The organism is Paenibacillus sp. GP183, assembly GCF_900104695.1.
Classification (GTDB): domain Bacteria; phylum Bacillota; class Bacilli; order Paenibacillales; family NBRC-103111; genus Paenibacillus_AI.
Genome location: NZ_FNSW01000001.1, coordinates 1,551,545 through 1,573,208 on the forward strand (window position 1 = coordinate 1,551,545; position 21,664 = coordinate 1,573,208).

Sequence of the window (21,664 nt, forward strand, 5' to 3'; positions counted from 1 at the left end):
CCATCATAATCCCTATCAACAGGGTTATCAAGGTAAACACCTAATCGTCACCCATCTGACAAAAAAACCGAACAAATCAACAAAAAACCTCCAGCACCGGCTGGAGGTTGAGACTTATTTGACGATGGCTCCATTAGGCATGTTCTCATCGACGGTTGCCAGGGTCATCTGGTCGCCATGGGATGCCGCCAGAATCATGCCCTGCGACAGCTCGCCGCGCAGCTTAACCGGCTTCAGGTTGACGACGCATATCAACTTGCGTCCAACCATTTGCTCGGGCGTGTAAAACTTGGCGATGCCTGAGACCACCTGGCGCTGCTCGAAGCCGAGGTCCAGCTGCAGTTTCAGCAGCTTATCCGCGCCCTTAACGGGCTCGGCGGCGATAACCTGCGCGACGCGCAGCTCCACCTTGGAGAAATCGTCGATGCCGATTTCTTCCTTCGGCTCCGCCGCTGGCGCGCTTGCTGCGGGCGCCGGGTCGGCAGCGGGCTCAGCCGCTCCGCCTCCCATGGCCTGGACAATAAAGCCGATTTCCAGCTCCACGTCCAGGCGGGGAAACATCGGCTCTCCCTTCTGCACAACAGTGCCGGAAGGGAGCAACCCAAAGGTGTACGCGCTCTCCCACGAGGTGAGGCGCGGAAGTTCTTCAGCAGCGAGTCCGAGCTGCTGCCACATCCGCTGCGGCGTCTTCGTCAGGAACGGACGCAGGAGCACGGAATAGATGCGCTGCGACTCGGCCAGCGCATACAGCACCGAGCCGAGCTTCCCGCGGCTCGCTTCGTCCTTGACCATCGACCACGGCTGCGTCTCGTCGATGTATTTATTGGTGCGGCCGATCAGCTGCCACACCGCGGCGAGAGCGATGGAGAATTCCATGTTCTCCATCGCCTCCTCGTACTTCGCTACCGTGATGCGGACCGTCTCCAGGAGACCTGCCTCGAATTCGGTAGCGCCCGGCACATACGCGGGAATCTTTCCGTTAAAGTACTTATCGATCATCACGATCGTACGGTTCAGCAGATTTCCGAGATCATTGGCGAGGTCATGATTGACCCGCTCGACAAAGCTTTCCGGCGTGAACGTGCCGTCAGCGCCGAAAGGAACCTCGCGCATCAGGTAATATCGCAGCGCGTCCAAGCCGTAGCGGTCGATCAAGGTAACCGGATCGACGACATTGCCTTTGGATTTGGATATTTTGGCGTCCTTCATCAGCAGCCAGCCGTGCGCAAATACTTGCTTCGGCAGCGGCAGATCGAGCGCCATTAACATGATCGGCCAATAAATCGTATGGAAACGGACGATTTCTTTACTCATTAAATGCACATTAGCAGGCCAATAGCGCTCAAATTTACTTGCATCAGGTGAACCATAGCCAAGCGCAGTGATATAGTTGGATAACGCATCAATCCAAACATAGATAACATGCTTCGGATCACCGGGAACCTTAATCCCCCAGTCAAAGGTCGTTCTGGATACTGCCAGATCCTCGAGCCCGGGCTTGATGAAATTGTTGATCATTTCATTTTTGCGGGATTCTGGTTTAATGAAGTCCGGATTCGACTCGTAGTATTGCAGCAATCGATCCGCATATTTGCTCATCCGGAAGAAGTAGGTCTCTTCCTTCATTTTTTCCACGGGACGGCCGCAGTCCGGACATTTACCATCCACCAGCTTGCTTTCCGGGAAGAAGGCCTCGCACGGAACGCAGTACCAGCCCTCATAGGTGCCCAGGTAGACGTCGCCCTGCTCCAGCAATCGTGCAAAAATATCGGCGACAGCATCTTTATGGCGATCCTCCGTTGTACGGATGAAATCATCGTAAGAAATATCGAGCTTAGACCAAAGCTCTTTAATTCCGACGACAATATCATTTACATATTGCTGCGGGGTCACACCCTTTTCCTGGGCTTTGCGCTCGATTTTTTGCCCATGCTCATCTGTACCCGTTAAATACATAACGTCATATCCGCGCAAGCGTTTGTAGCGAGCCATCACATCTCCGGCTACCGTCGAATAAGCATGGCCAATGTGGAGCTTATCGCTCGGATAGTAAATGGGAGTTGTGAGATAAAAGGTTTGCTGTTTGTCTGCCATGGGAATGCTCCTCCTTCAAATTATCAGTCTCAGCTTCGTCAGGTTCAAGGACCGTCTTAGAAAAACATAAAAAGCCCCCGTCCCATATTGGGACGAGAGCTTTAGCTCACGCGATACCACCCAGATTCCCCCGTCTCTCGCGAGAAGCAGGGCTCAGTAAGTCACAAGGACTTCTCCATTAACGCTGGATCACGAAGCCAGCTTACTCTCGCGATGAGGCTGCGAGCAGCTCGAAGGCTTATTCTCCCGGACCATCTTCCAAGCTTGCTCCTATACCGGCTTTCACCTGACCCGGCTCTCTGGTTCATAGGCATCTGCTTGTACTTATCCGTTCATTGAACAATTTGTATACTTCTGTAAGCAAAATATAACGAATAAGAACCCCTGCTGTCAAGTTAGCCCCTTCTCCTTGGCTTCTACCGCTATTCTTTTCGCCGAAGGCGGAACCTTATCAATCCCTCCGGGATGAAAAGGATGGCATTTCGCTATCCGCTTGGCCGCAAGCCAAGATCCTTTAACAGCTCCATGCTCCTCCAAAGCCTCCAGCGCATACTGCGAACATGTCGGATAAAAGCGGCAGGTAGGCGGTTTTAATGGAGAGATAAATTTGCGGTATATATGAATTGGAACCTGCAGCACTTTTTTCATGATTCGCTGGCCTCCTTTTCTATCATCTATAATTGTAGTCCCGCTGTGTTACCTTTACAACACAAAAATATGGTTACACTAAAAAGAAATGAGCGATTTTTATGCTATGGTTAGCGTTGGTGGTTTTTGTTTTACTCCTACTCTTTACTTTCGTTAGGTTGTGGAAACGTGAAGGTATGGCTCAAGCAATGCTAAATCTTATTAGCATGGTTAGCTTCTATTTCGCTTTTTTTAATCCTTTAAACAATACTGTAAACGAAACTATATTCCTACCAGCCCTATTCATGGGAATTCTTTCTGTTACTGTTTCGTTTATTTTTTGGCAAAGAGACAAAAAACGAAAACCAAAATAATGAAAATGGTTAAACTTTTTTTAAATATACTCGACAATAATTCCTGCTGTCTCTTCGATGGCCTTATTCGTTACATTAATAACCGTACAGCCAAGCTGCTTCATAAGTCCTTCCGCATACTCCAGCTCTTCAACAACACGCTGGAGCGTCGCATACTTGGAACCATTCGGAAGTCCGACGGCTTTAAGGCGCTCCGTGCGAATGTTAAGAATGTGCTCAGCATCCATTGTGAGTCCGATAATGCGGTGACTCGGGATTTTGAATAGCTCGGCAGGCGGTTTTACCTCAGGCATGACCGGCAAATTGGCAACCTTAATCCCCTTATGCGCCAAAAATATACTCAGCGGCGTCTTGGACGTCCGAGATACTCCGATCAGTACAACCTGAGCTTGCAGCATGCCTCTGGCATCGCGTCCATCGTCATATTTAACGGCAAATTCAATGGCATCCACTCTGCGGAAATAATCCGCGTCCATTTCATGCAAAAGCCCAGGCTTGCTCTTGGGAGCATCCCCGTATGTATCTATGAAAGCTTGCATCATAGGTCCCATGATATCTACTGCACGCACTCCAAGTCGAATGGCTTCCGCTTTCATCATCTCACGAAGCTCAGGCTGGACCAAGGTGTATGCCACGAAGCCTCCGGTTGCTGCCGCTTCTTCCATAACCCGCCGTATTTCATCCTCTTGCTTCAGATGACCATGGCGCTTGATCCTTACTTGATCCGCATTGAATTGATGAATAGTAGCCTGCGCAACCGCTTCAGCCGTCTCTCCAATAGAATCGGAACAAATATACAGATGCTGCTCTTTCATAGCGCTTTTCCCCTTCCTGCTTAAGGTTATTGCTTCATCAGATCCACCAGTAGGCGGGTCATACTTGTTTTGGTGATTCGTCCAACAACTTCCTTCCGCGTTCGACCATCCGCTTCCTCATGCGAAATAACTACAGGCAAACTATCGACCTGATGGTGGATCATTTTCCGGGCAGCCTCAACGACAGGATCATCCGGGGAAACGGTGATTAAATTAGGCTGGCGAGTCATCACGAGACTGATCGGCATGGTCGCCGCATGAGGATTACCGAGAGTCACCTTTAGTAAATCTTTACGCGATACGATTCCGAGCAAGGTGCTGTCCTCGTCTGCAATGATCAAGGTTCCGATATTTTCCAAAAATAAAGTGACAACAGCATCATGCACTGTAGAAGTATCTCTGATGATCACCGGGATTCCGTGCACATCTTTTACTTGCATTTGCTGCAGCTTTAGGATGGACTGTCCTTGCGGCTGTAAAGCTTGCCCTGGGAAATAACCGACCTTTGGCTTCGCATCCAGAAGCTCCAGCATCACAAGCACGGAAAGATCCGTGCGGATCGTCGGTTTGCTGATGCCAAGCATCTCCGCTATTTGATCTCCGGTTACGGGAGCGTGCTGCTGCACTAGCTCAAGTATTTCCTTTTGCCTGGTTGTCAGCTCGATGACGCGTCCCTCCTCATACGAACCCGGAAGCATGAATACGAGCGAACCGTCTTCACCCTTCCGGGAAGTAAATCTACTTATTAACTATAGTCAAAATAGCAAGCAATTACAATGAACTTACGCTTCTCTCTAGCTCTACGTGGGGATGAACATGGGAGCCTAGAAGTATCTGGGCTTGAGCAGCAGCAATTCTTGCTAAAGGTACCCGAAAAGGCGAGCAGCTTACACAATCCAGACCTGTCTGATGGCAAAAGAAAATCGATTCCTTGTCTCCGCCATGCTCGCCGCAAATGCTTGTTTTGAGCTGAGGATTATGGGCCCTGCCCTGCTTGACCGCCCAATCGATTAACACGCCTACACCGTCGGTATCAATCACCTGGAACGGGTTTTTCGGCAGAATGCCCTGATCTACATAATGGGTTAGGAATTTTCCTTCCGCATCATCACGGCTGTAGCCCAGTGTCATTTGAGTCAGATCATTCGTCCCGAAGGAGAAAAAGTCCGCGTATTTCACAATTTGCGCTGCAGTCAGCGCCGCTCTTGGCACCTCGATCATCGTACCGACTTTGTATGCAGGTTGGTCAATTTCAACGCCCAAAACCTCATTGGCGGCGCGATCCACAAGCTCACGCATCAGCTTCAGCTCGTTTGCATGGCCTACCAACGGGATCATAATCTCAGGTAAAACGGTGATTCCGCGTTTTTTACATGCTTGCACTGCACGGAAAATCGCAATGGCTTGCATCTCATAAATTTCCGGAAACACGATGCCCAGTCTGCATCCGCGTTGTCCAAGCATGGGATTCATTTCTTGTAAACCGCGGACCTTACGGATCAGCGAGTCTAGCTTGCTTTGTTCCTGAAGGTCGGTTTTCCGGTGCTTAAGCTGCTCCTGACGAACCAACAGATCCTCCAGCTTTGGCAAAAATTCATGCAGAGGAGGATCCAGCAGGCGAATCGTCACCGGCAGCCCATTCATGGCGGTGAAGAGACCCTCGAAGTCGCCTTGCTGCATGGGCAGCAGCTGCTCCAAGGCGGCTTTGCGCTCCTCGAGTGTGTCCGCCAGGATCATCGCCTGGACTACAGGCAGACGTTCGGCGGACATGAACATATGCTCGGTGCGGCAAAGACCGATACCCTCCGCGCCGAATTCACGGGCCTTGACCGCATCCTCCGGTGTGTCGGCATTGGTCAGCACCTTCAGCTTGCGCACGCCGTCCGCCCATTGCAGCAGCTCCCTCAGCTCCTCGCTCACCTCAGGCTCCTTGAGCTCGACGACTCCAGAGATCACGCGGCCGGTGGAACCATCGAGCGTGATCCAGTCCCCTTCGCGGACGGTGATATCGCCAGCCAGAAACAGCTTCTCCTCGGCATCGATGCGCACCTCGTCACAGCCGCAAACGCACGGTTTGCCCATGCCGCGGGCGACAACCGCCGCGTGGCTGGTCATTCCGCCGCGGCTGGTCAGAACGCCTTCGGCGGCAATGACGCCGTGGATGTCCTCGGGGCTCGTTTCACTGCTGACGAGTACGACTCGCTTGCCTGCGCGGCCCCATTCCTCAGCCGTGTCAGCGTCAAACACGGCCTGCCCCGTCGCCGCGCCTGGGGATGCGGGCAAACCTGTCGCCAAGACATCAAGCTTGACGGATTCATCAATGGCTCTATGGAGCAGTTGATTCAAATGCTCCACTTCAATGCGCTGCAGCGCTTCCTCGCGGCTTAGGATGTTTTCCTTCGCCAGGTGCACAGCCAGCTTCACGGCTGCTTGAGCCGTTCTTTTGCCGTTGCGCGTTTGGAGAATGAAAAGCTCCCCTTTTTCCACGGTAAATTCGATATCCTGCATATCTTTATAGTGCGCTTCCAATCGAGCTGCCGTTTGAGCAAGCTTGTTAAAAACCAGGGGCATCTCTTGCTCCAACTGCGCAATCGGCAAAGGAGTTCTTACACCTGCAACGACATCCTCACCCTGCGCATTCGTCAGGTATTCTCCGTAGAGCATCTTCTCTCCGGTTGAAGGATTACGGGTGAATAATACCCCGGTTCCGCAATCATCCCCTTGGTTGCCAAAAACCATCGCCTGGATGTTAATGGCCGTGCCCTGCTGCTCTGGAATGTCAAACACTTTGCGATAGACGATCGCCCTTTGATTGTTCCAGGAACGGAATACTGCTTCCACCGCCAGCTCAAGCTGCTCGAATACATCCTGCGGGAATTCGCGCTTAGTCCTAAGCTCGATGATGGATTTGAATTGATCAATGAGCTGCTGCAATGCCTCAACGGGCAAATCTTTATCAAACTGAATGGAAAGCTCTTCTTTCTTGCGATGAAGCTGCCGCTCGAAATAAACTCCTTCAATGTCAAAAACAACATTACCGAACATTTGAATCAATCTCCGGTAGCAATCAAAAGCAAAACGGGGATTTCCCGTATTACGCGCGAGTGCTTCAACAGTCTCATCATTCAATCCCAAATTAAGAATGGTATCCATCATCCCGGGCATCGAGGTCACGGAGCCTGATCTAACGGACACTAGCAAAGGATCCTGTAAGCCGCCGAACTTTTGATTTTTGCTGAGCTCCACCCGCTTGAGAGCCGTGCGTATTTCCTGATTAAGATCAGGAGGAACGACTCTTCCACTCGCATAAAATTCCCTGCAAGCATCGGTAGTCACCGTAAAACCGGGCGGTACCGGCAAACCGGCATTGGTCATTTCCGCCAGATTGGCGCCCTTTCCCCCAAGCAGCATCTTCATTTCGGCGTTGCCCTCGTGGAAATGCAGCAATCTTTTCGTATCGGTGTTAGCGCCCATTTGATGTTTCCTCCTATTTTAAAAAAATGATGATTAAATAAAGAATTATCCTTAATTATGTTATACTATATAATTTTATATGACGCAATTTATATTATTTAATCTATTTATTACGTATTATATTTCGAGAATAAATTAGAGGCTTGTTCTTGTAGTTGGATTTGTCGCCTCTTATCCTTTAAAATTGTAAATAATGATTTCAAGCTGGAAAGGATGGTGATCGGAATGTACGTGGTGACTGCCGAGGAAATGAAAAAGCTGGAGCGCGAGACGATCGAGCGCATCGGATTCCCGGCTATTTTACTCATGGAGAATGCTGCACGCGGTGTGGCCGACGCGGTTCTGAAGGCAGCCGAGACGGTGGGAAGATGCTGGCTGGTTCTGGTTGGTAAAGGAAACAATGGAGCGGACGGATTGGCCGCTGCCCGGCATCTCGTTGAGGCAGGTCTTGAAGTCTCCATTGTCTATGCCGAGAAACCCGATGATGATTGCAGCAAAGAAACCGCAATGCAGCGTCAATTTGCCATCGAATGGGGGATCGTCTCCTCTGTTGCCGGCGATTCGTCTATTCCTTGGGAGCGCTATGACGGCATCATTGATGCATTGCTTGGAACCGGCAGCAAGGGAGCTCCGCGCAGACAATACGCTTCCCTGATCATAGCTGTGAATGATAGCCAATTGCCGATCATTTCCGTAGATATTCCCAGCGGGATTAATGCAGATACGGGTGAAGTTTATGTTCCCTGCATCCAGGCTGTCCATACGGTTACTTTCGCTTTTTCGAAACGGGGGCTGCTGCAGTTTCCGGGAGCTTCCCGAGCCGGCAAGGTGACCGTATGCCCCATTGGCATTCCCGTGCAATTGGCCGAACAGCTGGAGGTTCGGACCTTTCGTTTGGATCCGCACAGCTTGACTGAGCGGCTTGGTGTAGATTCGGGCCGCGGCCGAGCGGCTGACGGGCATAAAGGCACCTACGGCCACGTGCTGCTGGCCGCCGGAAGCCGCAGCATGAGCGGCGCCGGGCTGCTCAGCAGCCAAGCGGCGCTGAGGGGCGGCTGCGGTCTGGCCAGCTGGGCGCTGCCGGGCCAGCTGGTTTTGCCGCTGCTCGGTCGGGTTCCCGAGCTGATGCTTTTAGGGCTCGGCGGCGCTGCTGCCGAGGATTGGAGCGCCGTGCCGCCGCAGGCGCTGGCGGAGCAGGCCGAGGGCAAGGACGCCCTCGTGCTCGGACCGGGCATGGGACGCTGGTCCGGTGACAGCGCGTGGTTGCGCGCTGTTTGGGACAGCACGGAGTGCCCGTTGGTCTTGGACGCGGACGCGCTGAACATGCTGGCCGACGCGGCGGACTTTGCCGCTTGGCCGGTGCGGAAGACGCCGGTCGTGCTCACCCCGCATCCGGGCGAAATGGGCCGGCTTGCGGGGCTCTCCGTGGCCGAGGTGCAGCGGGACCGCATTGCTCTGGCCCGCAGCTATGCGCAACAGCACCAAGTGGTCTTGGTGCTGAAGGGTGCGGGATCGGTGGTGGCGGCTCCCAGCGGAGCTGTGTACTTGAACACCACCGGCAACCCGGGCATGGCTACCGGCGGCACCGGCGATATCCTCGCCGGGTTGATCGGCAGCCTGCTGGCGCAGGGCCTCAGCGCCGAGCAAGCAGCGGCGCTTGGGGTTTACACCCACGGCGCAGCGGGGGATCGGGCTGCGGCGAAGCGAGATTCAGCGGCGTCTTTGATCGCCGGTGATCTGCTCGATGAGCTGTAAGCAGCAATATGTTGAGGAGATCCGCCATCTCGGTTTTTATTAACGTACATGTACAAGGATAAACGGCTGCGCCGTCATAAATGTCGAGCGCGTTTGTCAAGGTTGATGCCTTTCGGAGATGACCGACCGCGTTTAAAGGTAGGTTTATTCGCCAATAAGAAAGTCGATTTCGGAAAGCCGAAATGTTATACTTTCTTATGTGGTAATAAAACCTAGCAGCTAATCTGGCTTCATTAAAAGGAGATCCATATGGAAATTGACATTTTTCAAGATACAGTTTGCCCCTGGTGCCGCATAGGCAAAAAGAATTTGACAGACGCTTTGGCCAAATGGACGGGCGAGGAAGTGGAGATCCGTTACCGCTCTTTTCAGCTGGACCCGACAACCCCGCTGGAAGGCAAACCGTTCAAAGCGAATATGGAAAGTAAATTTGGGAATGATCCCGAGCGACTGCAAGGGATGTTTCAGCGACTAAAAGACGCGGGCGCCGCAGTTGGGTTGAATTTTGATTATTCGCGAGTAGAACGCAGCCCGAATACGCTGAAATCTCATCAACTGATTGTTCTCGCTCCAGAAGACAAAAAGAAGGATGTCGTGGATGCCATTTATCAGGCTTACTTTGAAGATGGCCGTGATATTGGCAGCGTTGATGTACTACTCGAAATAGCAAAAGAGGTCGGTCTAGCTGCGGATGGTCTCGCAGAACGGCTCCGAGCAAAAGAAGGCTTGGAACAAGTCGAAGATGACCTTGAATTTGCCCGCGAGGTTGGCATTACCGGTGTCCCCTTCTTCATCATTAACGACAAATATGCGCTCACAGGAGCTCAACCTTCAAGCACGATACTCCAGGCTATGGAGCAAGTCGTGCAAAAAGAAGGATAATCTTATTGTCGATTGTCTGAGTACTTTCGCGTATTCGATCAAAAACACTTCTCCTGCAATATTGAGCCAAAAAAGAGGCCTCCAACCCCACTCTAATAGTGGTTTTGGAGGTTTTTTCGATAATAATTTGGGAATGGATCAGCTGGATGTACCCTTTGGAGACCGCCTAGCCAATTTCTATTAATAAGGTTACACTCCATTCTATCAATAAGTTTAAACTCACAAATAATGACTCCAACCTTATTAATTTTCCCAATTCTTTATTGCAGCCTGCTATAGTGAGCCAAAAGTCCTTTTTCGGAAAGTTTGATTCACTAATAATGAGCATTTGATCACTATAGCTTGTCACATTAAGATTATACTGAAATATAATGAGGCTGAGCTTATTATTAGGGAGTTTATCCTCACTAGCCCCATGCAGCCATTTCACATCTCAACAAACAGAGCTATCCCTCAGTCATGATCATGCCGAAAAGCTCAAGTGCTTCACGGCCAAAGGCCTGAGGTCGGATATCACTCGGACCATTCTTGTGAAGATGAATGTATCGTTCTCGAAATCTCAAAGCCCATGCAATTGAGCAACTTTCAGGTGGTTTATGGTGGGTTTATCTTCACTAACCCTTAACTGCCGATCCAACAGTCATGGCTTTTTCTACCTGTTCACTGAACAGAACATATAGCAGCACAGTCGGCAAACTGGCAATGGTCATTGCCGCGCCCATCGCTCCCCAGTTCGTGGTGAATTGGCCTTGGAAGAACAGCAGCCCCAGCGGTAAGGTTTTTAACGTTTCCTTCGTAATGAGCACCAACGCCATGGTAAATTCATTCCAGGATGACAAAAAGATAAAGATCACCATCGTCGCCATAGCTGGACGAATAATGGGCAGCATAATGGTGAAGAACGTGCGATAAATCGTCGCTCCGTCCATACAAGCTGACTCCTCCAGCTCGACGGGAATGCTGCGGAAAAAACCGTAGAAAACCATACTGGAAAAGGATAAATTAAACGCAATATAAGGCACGATTAAAGCCCAATACGTATTAACCAAGTGGAAATCACGGACTAAAATAGCCAGTGGAATCATGATCACCTGAATTGGAATGAACATACCAATAATCATATAAATTCTTGTCGTTTCCCGTAAACGCCACTGCATCCTTGCAGCAGCATATGAAAATGTAACAGACAAAGCGATGGCTCCAATTACGGTTGCAACTGCTACCAGCATACTGTTTGTAAAGTAGACAGGCACATTAAATCTGGACCAAGCTTCGACATAATTTTCAAACCGTATATGAGTTGGAAACCCAAATGGATTAGTAACGAAAATTTCATTGTTATTTTTAAAGGAATAAAACAGCATCCAAATCAAAGGGTACACCGAAAGCGCCGCGTAAATCCAAAGGAAGAGCTGCAGCAGCGGATTCTTGGTTCTCCAATTCTTAACCCGGTTCATACAAGCATCCTCCTTCTTAATAAGATAATTTTTCACGAGCGATCAAACGGTTTATGGCAAGAGTGACTATAAGGCATTCAATGACAAGAAAAGCAGCTGCGGCACTTCCATAGCCAAACTCTCCAACTCGGAAAGCTGAACGATACATCAGATAGGTTAATGTGTAAGTTGAATTTCCCGGTCCCCCGCCAGTCATAATAAACATGTTGGCGAAAGCGTTAAGTCCTCCTGTCAATGCCAGCACGAGACAGAATTTATACGTTTCTGCCATCAGGGGGATTGTTATTTTGAAATGTGCCTTCACCTTGCTTGCTCCATCGATTCGAGCTGCTTCCATGTATTGCTCCGGAACGGACTTAACGGCCGCGAGCAAAAGTGCGAATTGATAGCCCATATATTGCCATGCATTTACAAAAGCGATTGCGATAATCGCGGTTTTTTCATTGCTTAGCCAATCCTGTCGGTAGCTCATCCCAAACAATTCGAACAATTTATTAATTAAACCGTTTTGGCCGTTGTACATGGACATCCAGAGCTGGCATACGACGGTAATGGAGAGTACTACAGGAATAAAATAGCTGATCCGAAGAATTTTACGTCCTTTGAACATCGTTTCGGACACGGCGAACGCAAGTATCGAGCCGATCCCGATTTGCACAACCGCCAAAATAACAGCAAAAATAAAACCATTGTAAAGGGATGTATAAAAAATTCGATCCTCAAATAACCGCTTATAGTTATCAAGGAAAATGAAAGTCCCTGCACTCAATCCGTCCCAATCGAACATACTGCGGTAAAAGGTCTGCACGATCGGATAAAACACAATAATGGTATATAAAAGTATCGCCGGCAGCGTAAAAAGCAGGATGGCAGCTTTATTGCCCAAGTATCTTCTCATGGAATCATCACTTCCTTACGTTTTAAAGGAATAACCCACACCGGCAAGTTGACCGGTGTGGGCTTTCCTTGTTCCAAGGCAATTATTTCGCTGGCTCGACAACCTTGCTTAAATCTTTAACAAATTGATCTGCTGTGTAATTCCCTGTCATCAGGTTCTGAGTAGCATCTTCCAAGGCTGCTTTAAATTTCGGATTGGATAAGCCCCATGCGAATGCGCTAGTACTGCTAATGGTCGGAATATCTTTCGACAACTGATCCATCATTGGAGGGTATTTCTTTACAATTTCTTTCGTAACTTTGGTTGCAACGACTGGGTTGCCTCTTTGTGTGTACTTGTATTCTGCATATTTTAATGACAAGAATGACGCTACTTTGGCTGCTAGCTCTTTATCTTTAGTGTTCGGAGATACCGCATATCCTCCGGGACCGCCGCTGCCGCTGAATGCTTTCTTGCCTTTTTCGTACGATGCCGCATCAGGCGCCGGATAATACATCCAGCCTGCTTTGTCGCCAAGCAGCTTGGTAGCTTCTTCAATTTCCCATTGACCGTTAACAAACATGGCTGCTTTGCCTTCATGGAACAATGCTGCTGCCTGGTCATAGTTCAGGTTTGTTGCTCCTTTTGGCAGCAAACCGGCCTTTACCAGCTCCACTACTTTTTCAGCAGCTGTTTTAAAAGCAGGATCACCCGGACTTGCTTTACCCTGATCCAGCTTGGTGATACCCATAGGCTCTGTCCGTGTGACGAACATATCGTAAAGCGCTACGCAAGGCCATTTTTCTTTAGCAAATAATGAAAGCGGGGTTACTCCTTTGGAGTTGAAGGTTTTTACCGCTGTCAGAAGCTCATCATAAGTGGTCGGCACTTTTACGCCATTTTTATCGAAAATGTCTTTGTTATAGTAAAGAAGCACAAGCTCGTTGCCCGCATAAGGGAAAGCATATGTATGGCCGTCATCCGATACGAGTGTATTCATTGCACTTGGCTGCATTTTGTCTTTAAAGCCCAATTTGGTGACATAATCATCTAATTGAAGGACATTGCCTGATTTCTTAAAAGTATTGATAATATCCAGCCCTGCTTGGAAAATGTCCGGCAAATTTCCGGTTGCCGCATAAGTTTTCAGCTTTTGGCCGTCATCCTGCGCCTGAATATCCAACTCAAGCTCGACGTTCGGCATTTCTTTTTTCAATTCTGCCACTGCGTAATCGTAAGGTGTTTTGGTATCTTCGTCTGCATATTGCGCATAAATGCGAAGTTTTACCGGTTTCGCTGCATCTTTGGTTGGATCAGCTTTTACTGTCGAAGCAGCTGTAGCTGCTGGCGCAGCCGCATCTTTGGTTGGGGCGCTGGTACCGCAAGCCGCCAAGCTCAAAGCCATCATTGAGCTGACTAATGTTACACCTATCTTTTTCATTGGAAGACCTCCCTGTTTTCATTTCTTTTTGAGTATAAGAGGAATTAAAGCTCTTGATAATGGAAAAAACGAGGGTTTCTTGTAAAATCCGCATATCTTAATCAGTATACAGAGTATACAACAAAAAACCACCCGAATTTCGGGTGGTTATGTTGTATTACTTAAAGGTGGTTTTTTCTAGCAATTTATTGTAGATCAGCACGTACAATCAAACGATGAGAACCGTCGTTATCACAGGTTATCAAAGTCAGATGCTTGCCTTTCGCAGGTTGATCAAGAACGGAAATATCTGTCGGTTCGACCATTTCGGAACCCGTTACTTTATATTGTAAAGTCTGGTTTCCATTCTGAATGGTGACGATGTCCCCCGCTGCCAGTTCTTGCAATCGGTTAAACATGCGTCCGTACTTGTAACTGTGATGCGCTGCAATTACTGTGTTGCCGTCGTTTCCAATCGCGGCTGTCCCGGCCAAATGAGCCGCTCCAACATTCAGATTGGCATTGCTGGCTCCCTCCAGGATGGGCAACCTGACATTAATTTTGGAGATTTCCAGGATGCCGATACCCATTGTAGCCGGTTTCTTCTTGATTGGTGGTGCTAGTGCCTGTACCTTAGCAATGGAATCCGCTGAAGATGATTTAACAACAGTTTTGACAGGCTGTGCCGGTGCATGATCTACCTTTGGAGCTTCTTTCACCAGGGAAAATGTTTCGGGTACAGAAGATTCCATATAACCCGAGCTATCGGGAGATTCAAGCTGAACATCCTCTACCGGCGCTACTGAGGCAGCATCCGTGAATTCATTTAATGAAGCAAGCAGCTTTTGCTGCTGCAGATCTTCATAATAAAGCTGCAATTGGGGAAATGCGAATACGCACATCCCGATCAGCATCAGAACGATCCCCCATCGACGCATGATCTTAGCCTCCATTCATGGGAAGGAGAGGAGAATATGCTTCTCCTCTCATTTCATGCTTCTAGCTTATTGGTTGCGGTGAAGTTTGAATACGCCAAGCGCTCCAAGAAGCATCATTAACGTACCGATCAGGTAGAAGGACCAAGGAACTTGCTGACCTGTTTGCGGCAGGGAATCATAGCCTGCAACAGGCTGTATACCATTACCTGCTGCTATGCTTGCTCCAGCTGCAGGCAATAATTCACCGCTTCCTGGTTGACTTCCATTCGCTCCATTAACCGCTGTTTGGCCAGGCATTGGAGTTGCAGTTGGCGTTGGAGTTGAGCTGGTATCCTGCGGCGTTCCGGAGCTTGAATCGGAAACGCTTGTTCCTGGCGCTGGTGTTGTTCCAGGTGCTGGTGTCGTTCCAGGTGCTGGTGTTGCGCTTGGTGTCGGTGTGAGAAAGTCATTGCCCGGAGTCACCACTCCCAGGTCAACACTAGCTAGAACAGGTGTCTTGGTTACATCATTTACCCACACATTCAAAGCAGGCTTGCCTGTTACATCAATTTCAATATCTTTACTTTCATTGGCTGCCAGCTCAATTTCTTTCTTGAGATCCACACCGGCTACTGCGTAAGTAACGATGACAGGTACATCTGTCTTGTTCTCAAAATGGTAGCGAACCTTGCCGACAGTAAGTTGAGGCAATGCCTTTACTATGATCTGATCTGCATTTACTTGAACAGTCGGAGTTGTAATCACTGTGATCGGTTTCAGGGTTAACTGATTGACCCAGAATGCAAGAGAAGTTTTGTCGGAAGCATCGATTTCAATAATTCTGGTTTCATTGCCAGCCAAATCAATTTCTTTGGTCACCGTTGTCCCAGCCCAGCCATATTTCAACGTTACCGGTGCCGAGTTGCTGTTGACAAGCTGCAAACGAATCTTCCCTGCAACTCTTGCCAGCAGCGGCTTCACAGTGATCGATTTGGCATCAATTTGTGCATTTGCGGCTGTATATACATAGGCTGTCACAGGAGCTTTGGCTACTTCGTTGACCCATATCGTAAGTGCAGCCGTCAATTTCGAATCAAGCTCAACTATTTTGCTTTCATGTGCAGCCAAAACCAATTGTTGTTTGGCATTGGTTCCTGTCAGCACATAAGATACAAGAGCAGGCACATCATCATTGTTTACAAAAAGGAAACGAATCTTCCCGTCTACCAAGGCTTGCAGCGGCTTCACTACAACCAGATCCGCCTTTATGTAAGCATTAAGCGCAGCAGTTGTAAATGATTCTACTGGAGTTTTAGCGATTCCGTTAATCGATAAATCCAGGAATGCCTTAACGGAGGAATCAAATTCAACTACCTTCGTTTCATGCGCGGCCAAATCAATTTCTTTTTTCAAACCGCCATACAATCCATATTTCATCTTTACATTCTCATTTCCATTATTGACACACTCGAATTGGATCTTTCCATCTTTATTGGACAATGGCTTTACAAAAACCAGATCCGCTTTTTTGTGTTCCTTCCAATCAGCGTCTCCCTCATGTTCATTAGCATTTGCAGTGGCTGCGTGTAGAACTTCATTCAGATTTACATTAACATTTCCATTCGCAGCAAAAGCCGCTGTAGGGAGCATGATTATCCCCGTAACCATCAATGACGATAGACCCAACTTTACTGTTTTCAAACTTAGTTTCATCTTCTCAAGCCTCCTCTCTATTGGTAGAATGTGGATCGGTTCTGATATGAATTAAACATGGAATTAGACATTTAAACATCAAAATTCAACAAATTGAAAAGTGTTTTAAAATTCAAAAATATGGTTAATATAAAGGCTAAAAATGGAAATATAAATCTAGTAAAATCAGTTTTTTAAACTATTAAAGTGCTTAGATTTTGATGAGCATGGGTAAGTATAAGAGAAATCGGATACAACTGGTTGTCGGATATCGACAAACAGGCGTCACCGCAAATTGCCCGCAAGGCAGTTTAGCAAAAAAAATTTCTAGGAGGTATACCAATGGCTAATGAAAAGAAGGTTGTAGGCGTGTTTCACTCGGAGAGTGAAGCCATTAGTGCAATTGAAGGCCTTAAGCAGCAAGGGTACAGAGCAGAAGATATTTCCGTTATTGCCAAAGATAAAGAAGATCTGAACACAGTTACGGAGACAACAGGTTCCAGTGCTCCTGAAGGAATTGCTACTGGAGCTACTGCCGGCGGAATATTGGGAGGAGTCACAGGACTTCTGGTCGGTATCGGCGCACTCGCTATTCCGGGAGTTGGTCCTATTATTGCGGCGGGTCCAATTGCAGCTACCTTGACTGGGGCAGCAGTAGGAGCAGGAACCGGTGGCTTGGTCGGAGGCTTGATCGGACTGGGTATTCCTGAAAATGAAGCAAATGTTTATAATGATTACGTCAAAGAAGGAAATATTCTAGTGCTTGTTGATTCACATACAGACCGTGATATTCACACCTACAACAATTTCCGTAAAAATAATTCATTAAACGCAAACACTTATGACAATTATGCAACTAACAATCGTCGTTTCTAATTCCTGACGATACAAGAAAAGCTCCCAGCCGGGAGCTTTTTTCATTTTTTGGTAATCTCATATTCACTAGGCGAATAGCCAAAGAATTTTTTGAAGCTTTTACTGAAATAGCTCGGATCATTATATCCGATTTGCTCGGCGACATCAGAGTGCTTGTTATTGCCTCTGCCCATCAGTTCCTTCGCTTTGTGCATGCGATAATGGGTAACATAGTCCGTGACTGTCATGCCCAGTTCTTTCTTGAATACAGCACGCAAATAACTCGCATTAATGAATACATGTTGGGCAATTTGCTCTAATTGCAGATCAGGATCCGCATAATTTTGCTCAATATATGCTTTGGCGGTTATGGCGATCTTGGATGATCGGGTTTGTTTATACTTGCTTGTGTATCGAACTGCTGTGCGGAATAATGCTTGAATCCAATCATAAGTAGCTTCAATAGATTCCAGGTTCGTAATTTCACTGTAAGGAAAGAAATCATCCCCGAAGCAAGCCTCGATGGGGTGTCCGGTTTCTGCCACATACGACAAACATACGGAAACTAGGCCCATACAGATCACATATACATAATCGAGTGATAATTTTCGTTCGCGAATGGACTGGAAAACTTCCTCCAGTATGGCCTCAGCACGCTCTCCATTGTGCATACGCAGCTGAGCCAGCAGATTTTCATTCATTTCTATAGGAAAAAAAGCCATTGTTCCCGTTTCCAGCGATTGTGCACTATAAGCAATGACTCGATCGTTCCCCAGTACAAATTTATGCTGCAACGCTTCAAGTGCCTCCAAATAGGAGCTGCGAATGCCGATAAAGCCCAACTGGCTGCGGCCAACCCCCACCGTAATGGAGAACTTCAAATACTTTTTGATCAAAAATATCAGCTTTTCATAGCCCTCAAGTGGAGGTGTTTCATAGGGATGCACGCTTTGATGCTCGACCAGGCAAATAATCCGCCCTTCCGGTCCGTTAAAAATAAGATGATTCCCGCTTTCATCCATGGCTTCGTTCAAAATGTTCGTTACTGCGTACTTCCAAAGCAATCTTTCGCTGACTTCGTTCCATTTGCGGTCCATATTATCAATTTCTATACAAGCGACTATGAAGCAATTGTGAGTGGTTTGTATGCCAAATTGCTTGAACCGCTCAGCTGTATTTACTTCTGAAGGGTTATACTCTGCACTGAGCAAATGATTGAGAAAGCTTTCCTTTATGAGTTGTTGGTTTACCTTGAGTGTGGATTCTTGCTCCTGTGCCTTTTGATGCTCTTTTTGCAATTTGATCAAAGTAAGAGTCAATTCATCCTTGGAAAAAGGCTTCAATATGTAGTCATCAACCCCAAGCTTGACCGCTTTTCTTGCATAGTCGAATTCATTGTGGCCGGTAATCAGCACGACACTAACGGCTGGATAACGCTCCTTTAATCGTTCAGTCAGTTCTATGCCATCCATAAAAGGCATCGTAATATCGACCAGAGCTATGTGAGGCAAAGTCTGCTCCATTAATTCAAGTGCTTCGACGCCATTTTTGGCTTCACCGCAAATTTCAAAGCCATATGCTTCCCAATCAAGGGCTGAATGTAAATATTCACGAAAAATAGACTCATCGTCCACAATCATAATCTTTTGCATAAACTAACTTTCCTCTCTTTCAAAGGGTAACTGCAGAGTCACTTGAGTGCCTTGACCCGGCTCGCTGTCAATATGAAGTCCATACTCTTCGCCAAAATAAAGCTTGATTCTCTCATGCACATTGCGCAGACCATACCCTACAGGCTCTTCATTCTCGTCCTTTCCAAACATGACTGCTTTCTGTCGTTCCAAAGACATCCCAACTCCATCATCGATCACTTTCAATATCATTTTTCTCTCTTCTCTTTTACCGCTTATCTTCAGGTGCCCAAAGCTGCCCTTTTTTTTTAAACCATGATAAATCGCATTTTCCACGAGCGGCTGAATGGTCAACTTTAATATCGTGCAAGGCAGAATCTCATTTTCAATATCAATCTCAAAGTCAAAAACATCCGAGTAACGGATACGCTGAATGGATAAGTAATCTTTAACATTAAGAACCTCATCCTTCAAGGAGATGGTCTCTTTTCCCTTACTTAGGGCAACCCGATAAAAATCGGCAAGTGCTTTCGTTGTCCGCTGCACATCCCTTGCCCTGCCCAGCTCGGATAAAGTATATATCACATCAAGCGTGTTGTATAGAAAATGGGGTTTTATCTGGGCTTGAATGAGCGCCAGCTCGTATTCGCGTTTCTTCCTTTGCTCCAGATTGATATTGACCAGAAGCTCCTGAATCCTGCGGATCATCGTATTGAAGCCGGAAGCCAGCATCCCGATTTCATCGCCAGAACGAATCTCTAATTCCATATCCAGATTGCCTTCCTTCACACGCTTCATATGCTTGGTAAGTTCAATGATAGGCTTGGCAATTACCTGAGAGAGTATTCCTGCTCCAAGTACGGCAAAGATTAAACAAACAAGTCCAATCAAGCTGATCAACATTGTGATTTTGCGAGTATCCGCAGTTAATGCATCAAAAGGTGCCATGGATATCAGCTTCCAACCGAAATTGGGCACTTGCGAGCTCACTACAAGCTTCTTCCCGTCTTGAAATGATTTGATATCGGAAGCGACATTTTCCGTCAGCACCCAATCTTTCAGCATGGGATCCTGAATTTCTGTAAGCACATCCTGAGAATTTTGCGCTGAAATCATGACTCCTTGCTCGTCAGCTATGAAATAACTGCCGGTTTGAATAGATCCGATTTTTTGATAAATCGTGGAGAGTGCACTCTCTTTTATATTGAGAATCACAATCCCCAGCTTCTGTCCTGTGTTGATATTTACTACCTTTTTACCCAAGGTAAGTACGGGATCTTTGGGATCAAGCGTTAAATAGCTTCGCCTTTGCATGGGAAACCAGACGTTGTTGCCGGTTGATGCATCTATTTGCCTCAACACCTCACTATTCACAGCTAAATCCGCATTCACTTCCATGGCCAAATTAGATCCGTACACCCGATTGCTCGTATCGATAAAAGCGGCAGATTTTACATCCGGGAACACAAGCAGGGCAAAGCTGAGCTGATTCGTAATCTGCGTATAGAGCTGCAGATCGACTTCGAGCGGTGATACCGGCGTCTGCCGATCTTCTACAATGACCTTATTCAAGTTAATCGTCAGCATATTTGCGCAGCTTTCCACGTTGGTCAGCATCCCGCTGATGCGTGTGATGATAAGAGAGGAGTTATCCGATACGTTCTTAATCGTTTTTTGAACAACTGCATCCAAATAAATGCGATTCGAAGATAAACCCAGAATAAACAAAGGCACAAAAATGAGCGGTACATAGACCAAAATAATCTTATAACGAATCAACCAGTTATTAAACCAATTGTTCGGATTGAGCCAATTCGGAAAAGGCATAGTGAGAATCTCCTTATTAGGTTATATATCAACCTTTCTATTCTATAACCGACTCCATCTATGACGCAAAGAAAATTAAAAAAAAGGATGCACCTGGTCAATTGACCGCGGTACATCCTCTTCCTCTTTTCATTCTGGCAGCTTATTCAATTTAAACAAATAGTCAATCCTTTACGCCTGTGTAAATGCGGACAGCATCTCTCAAGAACTCGGCAGAGCCCGGCTGTTTATCATCGTAGTACGCTTTGAATCTTTCGTCGTCCACGTACATTTGGGCCAGGCCGGCATGAGCTTCCTTACTGTATTCGCTCCAGTAAAAGGACAGCCATTGCTTATGCAAATCAGCGGCTTTTTGCGCGATAGGGCTTGCTGGATCGCCGTTTTTATAAGCTTCAGCTAATGTGGCTATGACTTCATTGCCCAGCCGCGTTACTTCTTCATGCTGTTCTTTTGTCATGTTTTTCAATTTTGCATTGGACTGGTTAACCATATCATCGCCATACTTTTCGCGAATTTCCTTGCCGTACTTCTTCTCATTGTCATCAATCATGGTTTGCTTAAAGCCTTCGAACTTTTCTTGATCGGTCATGGTTATTCTCCCTTCTGTTAAAGCAATCGTTTTATCCACATTTGCAATCAATACATCCAATTGGTTTCTCTTGTCGAGGAGTTTTTCCCTATGGTCTCTAAGTGCACTAGCTCCGTTAAAGGAAGGGGCAGTCACGATGTCCTTGATGCTTTCCAAACTGATACCCAACTCTCTGTAGAACAGGATCTGCTGTAACCTGTCAACTTCCGCTTGACCGTATATCCGGTAACCTGATGAATTGATTTTTGCCGGCTTAAGAATGTCAATTTCATCATAATACCGCAGCGTCCTGGTGCTGATTCCAGCGAGCCTGCCCAGCTTTTGCACTGTATATTCCATAAACTTTACCTCCTGACAATCTAACTGTACACCTTTACG

At 47.4% G+C, this 21,664-nt stretch carries 16 protein-coding genes; 3 read left to right on the forward strand and 13 right to left on the reverse strand.

Annotated features, from left to right (window positions below; genetic code table 11):
- Window positions 1-114 precede the first annotated feature (114 nt).
- From metG to ppdK, 5 genes are all read right to left on the reverse strand, one after another.
- Window positions 115-2,094, reverse strand: coding sequence for a methionine--tRNA ligase (metG, locus tag BLV33_RS07810; RefSeq protein ID WP_090789840.1), 1,980 nt, complete (start codon window positions 2,092-2,094; stop codon window positions 115-117).
- A 390-nt stretch (window positions 2,095-2,484) separates the two neighbouring features.
- Window positions 2,485-2,742, reverse strand: coding sequence for a membrane protein insertion efficiency factor YidD (yidD, locus tag BLV33_RS07815; RefSeq protein ID WP_090789842.1), 258 nt, complete (start codon window positions 2,740-2,742; stop codon window positions 2,485-2,487).
- Between the two features lie 373 nt (window positions 2,743-3,115).
- Window positions 3,116-3,910, reverse strand: coding sequence for a pyruvate, water dikinase regulatory protein (locus tag BLV33_RS07825; RefSeq protein WP_090789846.1), 795 nt, complete (start codon window positions 3,908-3,910; stop codon window positions 3,116-3,118).
- 26 nt (window positions 3,911-3,936) lie between these two features.
- The gene (locus BLV33_RS07830) at window positions 3,937-4,608 is read right to left on the reverse strand and encodes a CBS domain-containing protein (RefSeq protein ID WP_090789848.1); all 672 of its coding nucleotides are present in this window, start codon (window positions 4,606-4,608) and stop codon (window positions 3,937-3,939) included.
- A 73-nt stretch (window positions 4,609-4,681) separates the two neighbouring features.
- Window positions 4,682-7,384: a pyruvate, phosphate dikinase gene (gene ppdK / locus BLV33_RS07835; protein WP_090789849.1), complete on the reverse strand. Its 2,703-nt coding sequence runs from the start codon at window positions 7,382-7,384 to the stop codon at window positions 4,682-4,684.
- Between the two features lie 225 nt (window positions 7,385-7,609).
- On the opposite strand from ppdK, the gene BLV33_RS07840 reads away from it, so the two are divergent.
- Together BLV33_RS07840 and BLV33_RS07845 are read left to right on the forward strand one after the other, a co-directional pair.
- Window positions 7,610-9,139 (forward strand): NAD(P)H-hydrate dehydratase, encoded by a 1,530-nt coding sequence (locus BLV33_RS07840; RefSeq protein ID WP_090789850.1) that lies wholly within the window; start codon window positions 7,610-7,612, stop codon window positions 9,137-9,139.
- Window positions 9,140-9,388: 249 nt separating this feature from the next.
- Window positions 9,389-10,021 (forward strand): DsbA family oxidoreductase, encoded by a 633-nt coding sequence (locus BLV33_RS07845; RefSeq protein ID WP_090789852.1) that lies wholly within the window; start codon window positions 9,389-9,391, stop codon window positions 10,019-10,021.
- Window positions 10,022-10,635: 614 nt separating this feature from the next.
- Here the strand turns inward: BLV33_RS07845 and BLV33_RS07850 are convergent.
- The 5 genes from BLV33_RS07850 to BLV33_RS07870 form a co-directional block, all read right to left on the reverse strand.
- Window positions 10,636-11,478: a carbohydrate ABC transporter permease gene (locus BLV33_RS07850; RefSeq protein WP_090789854.1), complete on the reverse strand. Its 843-nt coding sequence runs from the start codon at window positions 11,476-11,478 to the stop codon at window positions 10,636-10,638.
- Between the two features lie 16 nt (window positions 11,479-11,494).
- Window positions 11,495-12,376 (reverse strand): carbohydrate ABC transporter permease, encoded by an 882-nt coding sequence (locus BLV33_RS07855; RefSeq protein ID WP_090789856.1) that lies wholly within the window; start codon window positions 12,374-12,376, stop codon window positions 11,495-11,497.
- Window positions 12,377-12,458: 82 nt separating this feature from the next.
- Window positions 12,459-13,796, reverse strand: coding sequence for an ABC transporter substrate-binding protein (locus BLV33_RS07860; RefSeq protein WP_090789858.1), 1,338 nt, complete (start codon window positions 13,794-13,796; stop codon window positions 12,459-12,461).
- Window positions 13,797-13,981: 185 nt separating this feature from the next.
- Window positions 13,982-14,713 carry a class D sortase gene (locus BLV33_RS07865; RefSeq protein ID WP_171909052.1) on the reverse strand — a complete coding sequence of 244 codons (732 nt, stop codon included), beginning with the start codon at window positions 14,711-14,713 and terminating at the stop codon, window positions 13,982-13,984.
- Window positions 14,714-14,779: 66 nt separating this feature from the next.
- Entirely contained in the window at window positions 14,780-16,405 is a 1,626-nt protein-coding gene (locus BLV33_RS07870) for an LPXTG cell wall anchor domain-containing protein (RefSeq protein WP_090789862.1), read from the reverse strand.
- 321 nt (window positions 16,406-16,726) lie between these two features.
- Between BLV33_RS07870 and BLV33_RS07875 the strand changes: the two genes are divergently transcribed.
- The gene (locus BLV33_RS07875) at window positions 16,727-17,260 is read left to right on the forward strand and encodes a general stress protein (RefSeq protein ID WP_090789864.1); all 534 of its coding nucleotides are present in this window, start codon (window positions 16,727-16,729) and stop codon (window positions 17,258-17,260) included.
- Between the two features lie 41 nt (window positions 17,261-17,301).
- Here the strand turns inward: BLV33_RS07875 and BLV33_RS07880 are convergent, their stop codons facing one another.
- The 3 genes from BLV33_RS07880 to BLV33_RS07890 all read right to left on the reverse strand — a co-directional run bounded on the left by BLV33_RS07880 (window position 17,302) and on the right by BLV33_RS07890 (window position 21,625).
- Window positions 17,302-18,891 carry a response regulator gene (locus tag BLV33_RS07880; protein ID WP_090789866.1) on the reverse strand — a complete coding sequence of 530 codons (1,590 nt, stop codon included), beginning with the start codon at window positions 18,889-18,891 and terminating at the stop codon, window positions 17,302-17,304.
- A 3-nt stretch (window positions 18,892-18,894) separates the two neighbouring features.
- Window positions 18,895-20,697: a cache domain-containing sensor histidine kinase gene (locus BLV33_RS07885; RefSeq protein WP_090789868.1), complete on the reverse strand. Its 1,803-nt coding sequence runs from the start codon at window positions 20,695-20,697 to the stop codon at window positions 18,895-18,897.
- A gap of 163 nt (window positions 20,698-20,860) precedes the next feature.
- Window positions 20,861-21,625: a MerR family transcriptional regulator gene (locus BLV33_RS07890; RefSeq protein ID WP_090789870.1), complete on the reverse strand. Its 765-nt coding sequence runs from the start codon at window positions 21,623-21,625 to the stop codon at window positions 20,861-20,863.
- Window positions 21,626-21,664 lie beyond the last annotated feature (39 nt).

Excerpts from the sequence above, each read along its gene's own strand:
- metG (WP_090789840.1), bottom strand. The coding sequence starts at position 2,094 with ATGGCAGACAAACAGCAAACCTTTTATCTCACAACTCCCATTTACTAT.
- yidD (WP_090789842.1), bottom strand. The coding sequence starts at position 2,742 with ATGAAAAAAGTGCTGCAGGTTCCAATTCATATATACCGCAAATTTATC.
- BLV33_RS07825 (WP_090789846.1), bottom strand. The coding sequence starts at position 3,910 with ATGAAAGAGCAGCATCTGTATATTTGTTCCGATTCTATTGGAGAGACG.
- BLV33_RS07830 (WP_090789848.1), bottom strand. The coding sequence starts at position 4,608 with ATGCTTCCGGGTTCGTATGAGGAGGGACGCGTCATCGAGCTGACAACC.
- ppdK (WP_090789849.1), bottom strand. The coding sequence starts at position 7,384 with ATGGGCGCTAACACCGATACGAAAAGATTGCTGCATTTCCACGAGGGC.
- BLV33_RS07840 (WP_090789850.1), top strand. The coding sequence starts at position 7,610 with ATGTACGTGGTGACTGCCGAGGAAATGAAAAAGCTGGAGCGCGAGACG.
- BLV33_RS07845 (WP_090789852.1), top strand. The coding sequence starts at position 9,389 with ATGGAAATTGACATTTTTCAAGATACAGTTTGCCCCTGGTGCCGCATA.
- BLV33_RS07850 (WP_090789854.1), bottom strand. The coding sequence starts at position 11,478 with ATGAACCGGGTTAAGAATTGGAGAACCAAGAATCCGCTGCTGCAGCTC.
- BLV33_RS07855 (WP_090789856.1), bottom strand. The coding sequence starts at position 12,376 with ATGAGAAGATACTTGGGCAATAAAGCTGCCATCCTGCTTTTTACGCTG.
- BLV33_RS07860 (WP_090789858.1), bottom strand. The coding sequence starts at position 13,796 with ATGAAAAAGATAGGTGTAACATTAGTCAGCTCAATGATGGCTTTGAGC.
- BLV33_RS07865 (WP_171909052.1), bottom strand. The coding sequence starts at position 14,713 with ATGCGTCGATGGGGGATCGTTCTGATGCTGATCGGGATGTGCGTATTC.
- BLV33_RS07870 (WP_090789862.1), bottom strand. The coding sequence starts at position 16,405 with ATGAAACTAAGTTTGAAAACAGTAAAGTTGGGTCTATCGTCATTGATG.
- BLV33_RS07875 (WP_090789864.1), top strand. The coding sequence starts at position 16,727 with ATGGCTAATGAAAAGAAGGTTGTAGGCGTGTTTCACTCGGAGAGTGAA.
- BLV33_RS07880 (WP_090789866.1), bottom strand. The coding sequence starts at position 18,891 with ATGCAAAAGATTATGATTGTGGACGATGAGTCTATTTTTCGTGAATAT.
- BLV33_RS07885 (WP_090789868.1), bottom strand. The coding sequence starts at position 20,697 with ATGCCTTTTCCGAATTGGCTCAATCCGAACAATTGGTTTAATAACTGG.
- BLV33_RS07890 (WP_090789870.1), bottom strand. The coding sequence starts at position 21,625 with ATGGAATATACAGTGCAAAAGCTGGGCAGGCTCGCTGGAATCAGCACC.